The sequence below is a fragment of the Serratia sp. K-E0102 genome (assembly GCF_029962625.1).
GTDB lineage: Bacteria > Pseudomonadota > Gammaproteobacteria > Enterobacterales > Enterobacteriaceae > Serratia > Serratia sarumanii.
In genome coordinates this window covers 4,430,131-4,443,387 of record NZ_CP124754.1, presented here as the reverse complement: position 1 = coordinate 4,443,387, position 13,257 = coordinate 4,430,131, and the positions used below count along the sequence as shown (strand labels likewise).

At 61.1% G+C, this 13,257-nt stretch carries 11 protein-coding genes and 1 riboswitch; of the genes, 6 read left to right on the top strand and 5 right to left on the bottom strand.

Features of this window, described 5'->3' with window-relative positions; genetic code table 11:
• Positions 1-3: 3 nt before the first annotated feature.
• Entirely contained in the window at positions 4-642 is a 639-nt protein-coding gene (gene plsY, locus SSARUM2_RS21070; protein WP_033636078.1) for a glycerol-3-phosphate 1-O-acyltransferase PlsY, read from the bottom strand.
• A 107-nt stretch (positions 643-749) separates the two neighbouring features.
• Here plsY and folB point away from each other — a divergent pair, with 107 nt between their 5' ends.
• Both folB and bacA read left to right on the top strand, forming a co-directional pair.
• Positions 750-1,109, top strand: coding sequence for a bifunctional dihydroneopterin aldolase/7,8-dihydroneopterin epimerase (folB, locus tag SSARUM2_RS21065; RefSeq protein WP_033636077.1), 360 nt, complete (start codon positions 750-752; stop codon positions 1,107-1,109).
• A gap of 136 nt (positions 1,110-1,245) precedes the next feature.
• On the top strand, positions 1,246-2,070 hold the full coding sequence (gene bacA, locus SSARUM2_RS21060) for an undecaprenyl-diphosphate phosphatase (protein ID WP_041036750.1): 825 nt from the start codon (positions 1,246-1,248) through the stop codon (positions 2,068-2,070).
• Positions 2,071-2,109: 39 nt separating this feature from the next.
• Here bacA and SSARUM2_RS21055 read toward each other — a convergent pair whose 3' ends face one another.
• Entirely contained in the window at positions 2,110-3,354 is a 1,245-nt protein-coding gene (locus SSARUM2_RS21055) for a multifunctional CCA addition/repair protein (protein WP_033649056.1), read from the bottom strand.
• Positions 3,355-3,476: 122 nt separating this feature from the next.
• Entirely contained in the window at positions 3,477-4,097 is a 621-nt protein-coding gene (locus SSARUM2_RS21050) for a TIGR04211 family SH3 domain-containing protein (RefSeq protein ID WP_019453078.1), read from the bottom strand.
• A gap of 278 nt (positions 4,098-4,375) precedes the next feature.
• On the opposite strand from SSARUM2_RS21050, the gene SSARUM2_RS21045 reads away from it, so the two are divergent.
• The 3 genes from SSARUM2_RS21045 to hldE all read left to right on the top strand — a co-directional run bounded on the left by SSARUM2_RS21045 (position 4,376) and on the right by hldE (position 10,074).
• Positions 4,376-5,683, top strand: coding sequence for an inorganic triphosphatase (locus SSARUM2_RS21045; protein WP_041036747.1), 1,308 nt, complete (start codon positions 4,376-4,378; stop codon positions 5,681-5,683).
• Between the two features lie 45 nt (positions 5,684-5,728).
• Positions 5,729-8,566, top strand: coding sequence for a bifunctional [glutamate--ammonia ligase]-adenylyl-L-tyrosine phosphorylase/[glutamate--ammonia-ligase] adenylyltransferase (gene glnE / locus SSARUM2_RS21040; RefSeq protein WP_125460760.1), 2,838 nt, complete (start codon positions 5,729-5,731; stop codon positions 8,564-8,566).
• 77 nt (positions 8,567-8,643) lie between these two features.
• Positions 8,644-10,074 carry a bifunctional D-glycero-beta-D-manno-heptose-7-phosphate kinase/D-glycero-beta-D-manno-heptose 1-phosphate adenylyltransferase HldE gene (hldE, locus tag SSARUM2_RS21035; protein ID WP_033649059.1) on the top strand — a complete coding sequence of 477 codons (1,431 nt, stop codon included), beginning with the start codon at positions 8,644-8,646 and terminating at the stop codon, positions 10,072-10,074.
• Between the two features lie 58 nt (positions 10,075-10,132).
• Here hldE and SSARUM2_RS21030 read toward each other — a convergent pair whose 3' ends face one another.
• The gene (locus SSARUM2_RS21030; RefSeq protein WP_033654817.1) at positions 10,133-10,408 is read right to left on the bottom strand and encodes an accessory factor UbiK family protein; all 276 of its coding nucleotides are present in this window, start codon (positions 10,406-10,408) and stop codon (positions 10,133-10,135) included.
• A 147-nt stretch (positions 10,409-10,555) separates the two neighbouring features.
• Positions 10,556-10,716, top strand: a riboswitch (FMN riboswitch).
• A 109-nt stretch (positions 10,717-10,825) separates the two neighbouring features.
• Here SSARUM2_RS21030 and ribB point away from each other — a divergent pair.
• Positions 10,826-11,479 carry a 3,4-dihydroxy-2-butanone-4-phosphate synthase gene (gene ribB, locus SSARUM2_RS21025; protein WP_033636071.1) on the top strand — a complete coding sequence of 218 codons (654 nt, stop codon included), beginning with the start codon at positions 10,826-10,828 and terminating at the stop codon, positions 11,477-11,479.
• Between the two features lie 53 nt (positions 11,480-11,532).
• Here the strand turns inward: ribB and SSARUM2_RS21020 are convergent, their stop codons facing one another.
• Positions 11,533-13,065 (bottom strand): alkaline phosphatase, encoded by a 1,533-nt coding sequence (locus SSARUM2_RS21020; RefSeq protein ID WP_049212941.1) that lies wholly within the window; start codon positions 13,063-13,065, stop codon positions 11,533-11,535.
• Positions 13,066-13,257: the final 192 nt, after the last annotated feature.

The window sequence follows — 13,257 nt, the reverse complement described above, 5'->3', positions numbered from 1 at the left end:
CTGCTATTCGTCTTTCGGCTGGTCGCCGTTATCCGCGTCGTTTTTCTTCTTGCGCAGCTTGCCCCAGATCTTGCCTTCCTGGCCGCGCCACAGGCGCTGAATATTGTCGTGATGCCGCATCAGGATCAGGCAGGAGAGCATCGCTACCGGGAAGGTGAACTGCGGTTTGAACCACCAGACGTAGAACGGGGCGATCAGCGCGCTGACGATGGCGCCGAGCGAAGAGTAACCGCTGAGCAGCACCGTCAATAGCCAGGTACCGGTCATCAGGCCGGTCAGATCCCAGCCGATAGGCGCGATGGCGCCAAATGCCGTCGCCACGCCTTTACCGCCACGGAAGTGGAAGAACACCGGATAGATGTGCCCCAGACAGGCGGCGATCGCCGTCAGGCCGAGGTACAGCGGCGGCACATCGAGTTTGTAGGCCAGCCAGACCGGCAGCATCCCTTTCAGAATATCGAACACCAGCACCGCCGCTGCCGCCAGCCGGCCGCCGATGCGCAGGACGTTGGTCGCCCCGGGGTTTCCTGAGCCATGTTCACGCGGATCCGGCAGCCTGGCGATCCGGCAAACCAGGATCGCACTGGAAATCGAGCCGCACAGATACGCGAAGATAATCATGCCAAGCGCGGTAGCACTCATAACGCGGTTCCGTTTAATAATGGTCGTTTTACTCGCAACATCCATGGATAATACGCACATTCCGCTGGAAGTGGTATCCGGCAAGGCCAAAAACAGAGAATGACGTGATGGATATCGTATTTATTGAAGAGCTTACCGTAATTACCACCATTGGCGTTTATGAGTGGGAACAGGGCATTCGTCAGAAGCTGGTGTTCGATATCGAAATGGGCTGGGATAACCGGCCGGCCGCCGCCAGCGACGACGTAACTGACTGTCTGAGCTATGCCGACGTCAGCGACGCCGTGATCCGGCACGTTGAATCGAACCGGTTCGCGCTGGTGGAACGCGTGGCGGAGGAAATATCCGAAATTTTGCTTCAGCGCTTCAATTCCCCGTGGGTCCGTATTAAGGTCAGCAAACCGGGCGCTGTAGCACATGCCAATCGGGTCGGCGTGATCATTGAGCGCGGCACTCGTCCCGCATGATTTTATGTCATCTGCTTGCAACGAAAGACCGTTAAGCTGGTCTTAATCCTGAGAATTGTTTTAGCGGCATTGTCTTTAAGCACTGCCGCTTTTTTATGTTTATGTTAGTCGCAAATTTATGGGGTGAGCGAAGCACATGACGGACATGCATTCACTGTTTATTGCGTTTGTTCTTGGGGTTGTTGAGGGATTAACCGAATTTCTGCCGGTGTCTTCCACCGGGCATATGATCATCGTTGGCGAGTGGCTGGGCTTTACCGGCGACAAAGCCAAGACCTTTGAAGTCATCATCCAACTAGGATCGATCCTGGCGGTGGTAGTGATGTTCTGGCGCCGGTTGTTCGGCCTGATCGGCATCCATTTCGGCGGCAAGCCGGTGGAGCACGAGGGCAAAACACACGGCCGGCTGAAGCTGGGGCACATCCTGTTGGCGATGATCCCGGCGGTGGTGCTGGGGTTGATATTCCACGATGTCATTAAATCGCTGTTCGCGCCGAAAAACGTGATGTACGCGTTGGTGGTCGGCGGCCTGCTGTTGTTGACGGCGGAATGGCTGAAGCCGAAGAAACCGCGTGCGGAAGGGCTGGATGACATCACCTACCGGCAGGCGTTTTTGATCGGTTGCTTCCAGTGCCTGGCGCTGTGGCCGGGCTTCTCCCGTTCGGGTTCCACTATCGCCGGCGGTATGCTGGTGGGCGTGAACCGCTATGCGGCGTCCGAGTTCTCCTTCATTTTGGCGGTGCCAATGATGATTGGTGCCAGCGGTCTGGATCTGTATAAGAGCCTGCACTTCCTGACCTGGGGCGACCTGCCGATGTTCGCCGTCGGTTTCGTTACTGCCTTCGTGGTGGCGCTGATTGCGATCAAAACCTTCCTGTCGCTGATCAAACGTATCTCGTTCGTGCCGTTCGCCATCTACCGCTTTATCGTGGCGGCCGTGGTTTACATGGTATTCCTGTAAGCCCGATGCCAGGAAGAAACCCCGCTCTGCGGGGTTTTTTTATGCCTGATCGTTGAGGATGGTTTGATTGAGCTTCCAGTCGGCCAGCGCCTGCTGGCGACGGCGTTTGAGCTCGTCGCGGATCGCGGTGCCCTGCAGCCCGCTGGCTACCACTTCTTTAATAGATACCGCGTTCGCCACCTGATACGCCTGGCGCAGATAGTCGCCCTGCGGATAAGGATTCTCCTCAAAGCCGGTACGGCCGCGTGCATCCGCTTCGCTGGTCAGGATCATCTGCTCCAGCCGTTGCGGTTTGCGCCAGACGTCGATGGCGTCGAACAGCTTCAACAGGGTCTCCGGACGCAGCTTGTTCACGGTGTGGATCAAATCATGGTACTCGGCCACCAGCTTGCTCAAATCCCGTACCGGGTTGGGCACCCGCAGCCGCTGGCACAGCGCTTCGACCAGCCGCACGCCCGCCGGGCCGTGGCCGTGGTGATGCGGCCAGAACTCTTTCGGCGTCAACCCTTTGCCGAGATCGTGGCACAGAGTGGCGAAGCGCACGTCCACCTCCGGCGTGAGGCGGGCGGCAATCGCCAACGCCATCAGCGTGTGTACGCCGGTGTCGATCTCCGGGTGCCACTTGGCGGGAGCCGGCACGCCGAACAGCGCGTCGATTTCCGGGAACAGCACCGCCAGCGCACCGCAATCGCGCAGCACCTGAAAATAGACCTGCGGGCTCTGGCTTTGCAGCGCCTTTTCGGTTTCCTTCCAGACGCGTTCGGCGGTCAGCGCGGCCAGTTCACCGCTGTGCGCCATCTGGCGCATCAGGGCGAGCGTTTCGTCGGCGATGCGAAAACCCAGATGGGCGAAGCGGGCATTGAATCGCGCCACGCGCAATACGCGCAGCGGATCTTCGCCGAACGCGTCGGAAACGTGGCGCAGCACGCGCGCCTGCAGATCGGCCACGCCGCCGTAAGGATCAATCAGCTCTCCTTCGGCGGAGCGGGCGATGGCGTTGATGGTCAGATCGCGCCGCAGCAGATCTTCTTCCAGCGTCACGTCCGGCGCGGCATAGCAGGTAAAACCGGTGTACCCCTGGCCGGATTTGCGCTCGGTGCGCGCCAGCGCGTACTCCTCGTGGGAGTCGGGGTTGAGGAACACCGGAAAATCTTTACCGACCTGCTGGTAGCCCAACGCCAGCAGCTCTGCCGGCGTGGCGCCCACCACCACCCAATCATGATCGACCACCGGAATATTGAGCAGGCTGTCGCGAACGGCGCCGCCGACCAGATAAATCTGCACTGTTGACTCCTGAATATCGTGTAAGGCTCTGTCTATCAGATTACATGAATTGGCCGCGGGATGTCGGCGCCAATGAAAAGGGCGCCCGCAGGCGCCCATACTCAAACTGAACGATACTGAGATCAGTTCATCCAGCGGTTGTTGTTCTTGCGGCGCGGGATCAGGTGCGGCAACAGCAGGCCCAGCAGCAAACCGACGCCGGCGACGCCGCCGCCGTACATGAACCACTGCAGGATAATGGTGCGCTGCTTGTCGTCGAGCTGCAGGTTAACGGCGTTGACCTTCTTCTGCGCGACCACCAGCTGGTTTTTCAGATCCTGGTTTTCCTTCTGCAGGCTGCTGATGGTGCTGTCGCTGCCCGCGACTTTTTCCTGCATTTCCGAGGTACGCTGGTTCCAGGTGTTGTCGATGTTGGCCAGCTTGTCGGTCAGGGTTTTCACCTGCTGTTCCAGCTCGGGCACGCGGGTGCGCAGGCTTGGCGTCTGGCTGAGTTGGTCGAGCGGGATCCAGGTGGTGCGGCCTTTCGGATCGCGGATCTGGCCGTAGTTGGTGCTGTCGTTGACGCTCAGCAGGGTCACTTCTTCACCGGCGTTGAGAGTGCCGACAATACGGTACTGATTACCTGGGCCGCTATGGACGTAAGTGCTTAACTCATCGGAGATATAGCGTTTATCTTCGGCATGTGCGGCCCAAGTGATGCTGAAGCTCAGCGCGGCAAGGCAAATCAGGCGTAATTTCTGCATTAGTTCATCGTTTCTGGGTGAATTTATGGAACGATAGTAGAGGGTTCAGTCTGACGACGCAACGCCAAAACCGGAATGAGAACTATCTTACTGTGGCTGATTCTGTGAGTTGCGCAGTGTTTTATAACGTAACAGGTTTTTTCTACAGTTAGCAGGGTTAAGGCGCCGGGAATCGCGGTAAGATAACGGCAACTGTGCGTCAGTGGGCAGCATCCGGCGGGCCGAACGCGCCGCGCTGAAACTGACGTGAATGCATAACTTATTGGTGTTAAAGAATTATGACCGTTGAAATTGAACTGAAATTCATCGCCGCGCCGCAAGCGGTGGCCGCTCTGCCACACTGGCTCGCCGCCTGGCCGCATCAGCATTCCGCGCCGCAAAAACTGACCAACATTTACTTCGAAACGGCCGACAACTTCCTGCGCCGTCACGACATGGGGCTGCGCATTCGCGGTTTCGACGATCGCTATGAGATGACCATCAAAACCGCCGGTAAAGTGGTGGGCGGCCTGCACCAACGCCCGGAATACAATGTCGCTATCGCCGAGCCGCAGCTGGCGCTGGCGCAGTTTCCTGCCGACATTTGGCCGCAGGATTGCGATATCGCAGCGTTGCAGCAGGCGTTGCAACCGCTGTTCCGTACCGATTTCGTGCGTGAGAAGTGGGTGGTTACTTACGGCCAAAGCGAGATAGAGATTGGCCTGGACCAGGGCGAGGTGCGCGCCGGTGACCAGAGCGAAGCCCTGAGCGAGATCGAGCTGGAGCTGCTGAAAGGCAATACCGCCGATCTGCTGGCGTTGGCCGGTGAGCTGGCGGCGCACGACGGGCTGCGCCAGGGCAGTCTGAGCAAGGCGGCGCGCGGTTACCACCTGGCGCAGGGCAATCCGCCGCGTGAGGTGCGCCCGCTGCGGGTGCTGAAGCCGGCGGCGAAGGCGACCGTCGAACAGGGGATGATCGCCGCCTTCGAACTGGCGCTCAGCCACTGGCAGTACCATGAAGAGCTGTGGCTGCGCGGCGACGCGCAGGCGCGCGCCTCGGTGGTTGAGGCGGTCGGCACGATCCGCCAGGCGCTGGTGATCTTCGGCGGCCTGGTGCCGCGCAAGGCCAGCGCCGATCTGCGCGCCCGCCTGACCGAGCTCGAGCCGCTGTTGGCGGACAAAGCCGCGCAACCAGAGAGCCTGTGCTACAGCGCGGCCTACCTGCAATGTAAGTTGGCGCTCACATCATGGCTGGTGAGCGGCGCCTGGCGGCCGTTTATTGACGCCAAAGGGCAGGCCAAGCTGGACGGTTCTTTCAAACGCTTCAGCGACATCATGCTGGGGCGCAGCGGCGCGGAGCTGAAAGAGGCCTTCAGCCGTACGCTGAACGAAGATGAATATCAGGAACAATTGCCGCGCCTGACGCGTCAGATTTCGGCGCTGGTCCTGCTGTCGGGCGCCTACCCCGACGAGCAGACCGGCCCTTATATCGAGGCCTGGCGCGAACTGCAGGCGGCGCTGAGCGAGCGCCGTCAGGGCTGGTATGAAGCCAGCCGCAAACAGGCCTTATCGCATGCGCCATTCTGGTTAAACGGCGCGCTTCGTTAATCAAGCCGGCCCGCCAGCCGTGGGCCGCAGAACGGGTCATACACTATGTCGCCACTTTCAGCCGCGTTACAGGCTCAGGCACAGCAGGTTGTGCAGCGTTTTCAGGAAGTTCACGGCGCGGACAGCGCCTTTAGCGAGCAGGAGCAGTGGGTGCTGGCGTCGAGCGACTTCGTCAGCGACGCACTGCTCGCCCAGCCGGCCTGGCTGGCGACGCTGCGCGAACAGCCGCCGGCGCCCGGTGAGTGGCAACACTATGCCGCCTGGCTGCAGGACGAGCTGGAAGAGGTGCGCGATGAGGCGCAACTGATGCGCACGCTGCGTCTGTTTCGCCGTGAAACGCTGGTGCGCATTGCCTGGGCGCAGGCGCAGGGGCTGTGTTCGACCGAAGAAACGCTGCTGCAGCTGAGCGGGCTGGCAGAGACGCTGATCGTCAGCGCGCGCGACTGGCTGTACCAAACCTGTTGCCGCGAGTGGGGCACGCCGTGCAACGCCGCCGGTGAACCGCAGCCGCTGCTGATCCTCGGCATGGGCAAGCTGGGCGGCGGCGAGCTGAATTTCTCGTCGGATATCGATCTGATCTTCGCCTACCCGGAAAACGGCCAGACCCAGGGCGGGCGGCGCGAGCTGGACAATGCCCAGTTCTTCACCCGCCTGGGCCAGCGGCTGATCAAGGCGCTGGATCAGCAGACCATCGACGGCTTCGTCTATCGCGTCGACATGCGGCTGCGGCCGTTCGGCGACAGCGGCCCATTGGTGATGAGCTTCGTGGCGCTGGAAGACTACTATCAGGAGCAGGGGCGCGACTGGGAGCGCTATGCGATGGTGAAGGCGCGTCTGATGGGCGGTATGGAAGACGCCTACAGCCAGGAGCTGCGCAAAACGCTGCGGCCGTTCGTGTTCCGCCGCTATATCGATTTCAGCGTCATCCAGTCTTTGCGCAACATGAAGGGCATGATCGCCCGTGAAGTGCGGCGGCGCGGCCTGAAGGACAACATCAAGCTGGGCGCCGGCGGCATTCGCGAAATCGAATTCATCACCCAGGTATTTCAGCTGATCCGCGGCGGCCGTGAGCCGGCGCTGCAGGGGCGTTCGCTGCTGCCGACGCTGCAGGCGGTGGGTGAGCTGGGGCTGCTGGAGGCCGAGCAGGTGCGGGCGCTGAGCGCCGCCTACCTGTTCCTGCGGCGGCTGGAGAATCTGCTGCAGGCGATCGGCGATCAGCAAACCCAGACGCTGCCGCAGGATGCGCTCGACCAGGCGCGGCTGGCCTACGGCATGGGGCTGGCGGATTGGCCGGCGCTGATGGCGACGCTGGAGGTGCACATGCAGGCGGTGCGGGCGGTGTTCGACGATCTGATCGGCGACGATAGCCCGGATATCGGCGAAGATCCCGACTACCAGCACTATCACAGCCTGTGGCAGGACGCGCTGGAGGAAAACGAGCTGGCGCCGCTGACGCCGCACCTGGACGAAGAGGGGCGCCGACAGATGCTGCGCACCATCGCCGATTTCCGCCATGACGTCGACAAGCGCACCATAGGCCCGCGCGGCCGCGACGTGCTCGATCAACTGATGCCGCGCCTGCTGGCGGAAGTGTGCCCGCGCCAGGACGCGCCCACCGCGCTGGTGCGGCTGGCGCAGTTGCTGCTCAGCATCGTCACCCGCACCACTTACCTCGAACTGCTGGTTGAGTATCACGCGGCGCTCAGCCATCTGATCCGTCTGTGCGCCGCTTCGCCGATGGTTGCCAACCAGCTGTCGCGCTACCCGCTGTTGCTGGACGAACTGCTGGATCCAGCCACGCTGTATCAGCCGGTGGCGCTGGACGCCTACCGCAGCGAGCTGCGCCAGTACCTGCTGCGGGTGCCGGAAGACGACGAAGAGCAAAAGCTGGAGGCGCTGCGCCAGTTCAAACAGGCGCAGCAGCTGCGCATCGCCGCAGCGGATATCGCCGGTGCGCTGCCGGTGATGAAAGTGAGCGACCACCTGACTTATCTGGCGGAGGCGATCATCGACGCGGTGGTGCAACAGGCCTGGAGCGACATGGTGGCGCGCTACGGCCAGCCGACCCATCTGCAGGAGCGCGAAGGGCGCGGCTTTGCGGTGATCGGCTACGGCAAGCTGGGCGGCTGGGAGCTGGGTTACAGTTCCGATCTCGATCTGGTGTTCCTGCTGGATTGCCCGCCGGAGGTGATGACCGACGGCGATCGCTGCATCGACGGCCGCCAGTTCTACCTGCGGCTGGCGCAGCGGGTGATGCATCTGTTCAGCACCCGCACTTCCTCCGGCATTCTGTATGAGGTGGACGCGCGTCTGCGGCCTTCCGGCGCCGCGGGGATGCTGGTCAGCACCGTCGAGGCGTTCGCCGATTACCAGCAAAACGAAGCCTGGACCTGGGAACATCAGGCTCTGGTGCGCGCGCGCATCGTGCATGGCGACCCGGCGCTGCACCAGCAGTTCGACGCGATTCGGCGCGAAATCCTGTGCAAAACGCGTGATGCGGAGACCCTGAAGCGCGAAGTGCGCGAGATGCGCGAAAAGATGCGCAACCATCTCGGCAACAAGCAGCGCGATCTGTTTGATATCAAAACCGATGAGGGCGGCATTACCGACATCGAATTTATCGCCCAATATCTGGTCTTACGCTATGCGCCGGATGAACCGCGGCTGACGCGTTGGTCAGACAACGTGCGCATCTTCGAGCTGATGGCCAATTACGACATCATGCCGGAAGAGGAGGCGCGCGCGCTGACCCAGGCCTATGTCACCATGCGCGACGAGATCCACCATCTGGCGCTGCAGGAGCATTCCGGCAAGGTCGGCAGCGAGCTGTTCACCGCCGAGCGCGAGCAGGTGCGCGCCAGCTGGGCCAAATGGCTGGATTAATACCTTTTTGCGGGTATTCCGGCGGTCTGTGGTAATATCTGCGCCACTAAAATTTTGTTCTTTTTTGGAGTTATCGGATGAAAGTTACGCTGCCTGATTTTCGCCGCGCCGGTGTGCTGGTGGTCGGTGACGTCATGTTGGATCGCTATTGGTATGGGCCGACCAGCCGCATTTCACCGGAAGCCCCGGTGCCGGTGGTCAAGGTCGACACCATCGAAGAGCGTCCCGGCGGCGCGGCTAACGTGGCGATGAACATCGCTTCGCTGGGCGCCAATTCCCGCCTGGTGGGCCTGACCGGCATCGACGATGCGGCGCGGGCGCTGAGCGCCAAGCTGAATGAAGTCAACGTGCGCTGCGACTTCGTCTCGGTGCCGACCCATCCGACCATCACCAAGCTGCGCGTGCTGTCGCGCAACCAGCAGCTGATCCGCCTCGACTTCGAAGAAGGTTTCTCCAACGTCGATCCGCAGCCGATGCTGGAGCGCATTCAGCAGGCGCTGCCGCAGATCGGCGCGCTGGTGCTGTCCGATTACGCCAAGGGCGCGCTCAGCCAGGTGCAGGGCATGATCCAACTGGCGCGCGCCGCCAAGGTGCCGGTGCTGATCGATCCGAAAGGCTCTGACTTCGAACGCTATCGCGGCGCGACGCTGCTGACGCCGAATCTGTCCGAGTTCGAAGCGGTGGTGGGCCACTGCAAGGATGAGGCGGAACTGGTGGAACGCGGTATGAAGCTGGTGGCGGATTTCGAGCTGTCGGCGCTGTTGGTCACCCGTTCCGAACACGGCATGACGCTGCTGCAGCCTGGCGTTGAGCCGCTGCACCTGCCGACCCAGGCGCAGGAAGTGTTCGATGTGACCGGCGCCGGCGACACCGTGATCGGCGTCTTGGCCGCTTCGCTGGCCGCCGGCAATTCGCTGGAAGAGTCCTGCTTCCTGGCCAACGCCGCCGCCGGCGTGGTGGTGGGCAAGCTCGGTACCTCTACCGTGTCGCCAATCGAGCTGGAAAACGCGGTGCGCGGCCGGGCCGAAACCGGCTTTGGCGTGATGACCGAAGCGCAGTTGAAAACCGCTGTTGCTCAGGCGCGTCAGCGCGGCGAGAAAGTGGTGATGACCAACGGCATTTTCGACATTCTGCACGCCGGCCACGTCTCCTATCTGGCCAACGCCCGCAAACTGGGCGACCGCCTGATCGTGGCGGTGAACAGCGACGCCTCGACCAAACGCCTGAAAGGGGAAAAACGCCCGGTCAACGCGCTGGAGAATCGCATGATCGTGCTGGGCGCGCTGGAAGCGGTGGATTGGGTGGTGCCGTTCGAAGAGGACACGCCGCAGCGCTTGATCGCCGACATTCTGCCGGATCTGCTGGTGAAAGGCGGCGATTACAAACCGGAAGAGATTGCCGGCAGTGCGGAAGTGTGGGCCAACGGCGGCGATGTCAAAGTGTTGAACTTTGAAGACGGGCTGTCGACCACCAACATCATCAAAGCGATCAAAGACGGGCGCGGCTAACGCCGGGCGACCGAAAGAACAGGGGCGCGCGGTTCAGGTGCGCGCCCTTGGCGGGAATTTATTCGTCTTCCTGCTTGGCGGCCGGCGCCGCGCTCAGCTTGCTTTCCAGCTCGGCCAGGCGCTGTTCCAACAGCGCCAGCTTCTCGCGGGTGCGCAACAGCACCTGAGTCTGCACGTCGAACTCTTCGCGGTTAACCAAATCCAGGCGGGTCAGCTGCGACTGCAGCACCTGACGGATTTTTTTCTCAACGTCTTCCCCGAATTCACGAACGCCTTTAGGCATGGACTCATGAACCTGGCGTGCGATTTGTTCGATTTTTTTCGGGTCAATCATGGCGTATCCCTTTCAGAGTTTAATTGCTGCCGCTTAGTGTAATGCGAGTTGCCCGCCGGATAAACACCATTAAGCGCATTCGCCGCGCGTGGCCGAATTGTGCTTTTGCCAATTGCCCTGCCTACCCATTAGCGTTATAGTCATCCTGCTTATTCTCAGGGCGGGGTGAAAGTCCCCACCGGCGGTAAATCACCTTCTACGGTGAAAGCCCGCGAGCGCTCAGCCAGCCTGTAAAGGCCGGTTAGAGGTCAGCAGATCCGGTGCAATTCCGGGGCCGACGGTTATAGTCCGGATGGGAGAGAGTAACGGTATCTGCCGGGCTTGCGCCCGCTTGCGTTATTTTTTTAGCTATTGCTAGCTACTCCTCAAGATCGCCCTGGTTCTGGTAATCCATAATTTTTAATGAGGTTTTTTACCATGAATCAGACGCTACTTTCAGACTTCGGCACGCCGACAGAACGCGTTGAACGCGCGATCGACGCACTGCGCAACGGGCGCGGCGTAATGGTGCTCGATGATGAAAACCGTGAAAACGAAGGTGACATGATCTTCGCCGCGGAAACCATGACCGTTGAGCAGATGGCGCTGACCATTCGCCACGGCAGCGGTATCGTGTGCCTGTGCATCACCGAAGAACGCCGTCAGCAGCTTGAGCTGCCGATGATGGTGACCAACAACTCCAGCCAGTTCCAGACCGCCTTCACCGTGACCATCGAAGCGGCGCAGGGCGTGACCACCGGGGTTTCCGCTTCCGATCGCCTGACCACCATCCGTGCGGCGGTGGCAGACAGCGCCAAGCCGAGCGACCTGAACCGTCCGGGCCACGTGTTCCCGCTGCGCGCGCAGCCGGGCGGCGTGCTGAGCCGTCGTGGCCACACCGAAGCGACCATCGATCTGGTTTCCATGGCCGGTTTCAAACCTGCCGGCGTGCTGTGTGAACTGACCAACGACGATGGCAGCATGGCGCACGCGCCGGAAGTGATCGCCTTCGCCAAACAGCACGACATGGTGGTGCTGACCATCGAAGATCTGGTGGCCTACCGCCAGGCGCACGAGAAAAAGGCCAGCTGATAGCCAGTCGCTTTCAACGATAAAAAAAGCCGCGTAACGCGGCTTTTTTGTGGCTATCGTTCTGACAGGCGTTCGCCGATGCGGCTGGCGTAATTCATCACGTGGAAGGTGTAGTTCTCTTCCACCGTACCCTGGAACAGATGGGCCCAGGGGCCGATGGCGTAGATGCCGAGATCTTCCCCGCCGTGGGTCTCGCTTTTCAGCGGCACCAGCGCCGGCTGAATAAAGTCGGGCGCGGTGGCCTGTTCCATGGTCAATGTCGGGCGTTCGGTCAGCGGGATCGTGCCGCCGGGGCCATTGGCGAAGCCGACGGTGGTATAAGGTTTGCCGTCGCTGCCCAGCCGCGGTTTGCCGTCGACGCCGACGGAAATGCCGAGGATAGGATTACCCCGCTTGGCATAGCCGGCGATGGTCAACGTGTGGCTGTGATCGCCGGTCACGATCACCAGGGTTTCGTCCAGGTTGACCTTGTCGACGATGGTTTTCACCGCCTCGTTCAGGGCGACCGCGTCGCTCAGCGTACGGTAGGCGTTACCGTTGTGGCTACCGTGATCGATGCGTCCGCCCTCCACCAACAGCAGGTAGCCTTCGGGATTCCTGGCCAGAATATCGATGGCCTTACCGGTCATTTCCGCCAGCGAGGGTTCTCCCGCTGCGTCTTGCCGCCGATCGTGCTCGAAGTTCATGTGCGACGGCTCGAACAGGGCCAGCAGATGATCGACCTTACCCGGTTCGATTTTGTCGAACTGCGCCTGATTCCAGACGTATTGCCCGCGCTCGCCATAGCGTTGCAGCCAGGCCTGCGTCAGATCGCGGCCATCCTTTCTGGCGCCTTTCTTGCCGGGGTATTCCGGATCGCTCACGCTATCGGGCAGGAAGTTGGTGCGCCCGCCGCCCATCGCCACGTTAAGGCCGTTGCCGTACTTCATTTCCACCAGCTGGCGCGCGATATCGCGGCAGCCTGCGGCCAGAGCCGCTGCCGGCATTTTGGCGTCGGATTCCCAATCGCGGTTGGCGATATGGGCATAGGTCGCGCCCGGCGTGGCGTGGGTGATGGTCGCGGTTGTCACGGCGCCGGTGGCCATGCCGAGCGTTGCGGCCATCTCCCACAGCGTGGTGACGGTCTTGGTTTGCTGATCCTCGCAATTGTTGAGGGTGGCCGTATGGTTGAGGCCCATCAGATCGTTGATGGTTTTGACGCCGGTGGTCATCGCCACCGCGCTGGGCGCGGAGTCGGTGATTTGGGCGTCGGCGGAGTAGGTTTTGGCCGCCGCCAGATAGGGGAAGGCCTCCCAGGCCAGCACGTTGGATTCGCCGTCCACGCCGCGCTGCTGCCCTTCAAAAATGCGGGCGGCGGTCACGGTGGAAAACCCCATGCCGTCGCCGACCACCAGAATGACGTTTTTGGCGCGGTTGGTGTTTGGCGTCTGTTTCAACCGCTGTTGCAGCTGAGCTTGCGCCTGAAGGAAGTAAGGATCTTCGCGCTGCGTCAGCTGCGCGTTGTCCGTCGCGCCGGCGGGGGACGTCCAGCCGGTGAGCAAGGATATGGAAAGCGCCAGGCGGGTTGCCAGTGTGAGTCTGAACATGAATTCCTCCTTGGTGAGACGTAATTCCCATCGCGCGGCGGGGTTGCCTGCTCCCGTCGGCAGAGGAGGAGTGTATAGATCGCGTTAACAAAAAATACATAAATTATTCACAAATTAGATCTGTGTGGCAGTAATGTCATGGCATTCACTGATCTTATTAATCTATTGAAATATATTAAATTTTTATCTTTC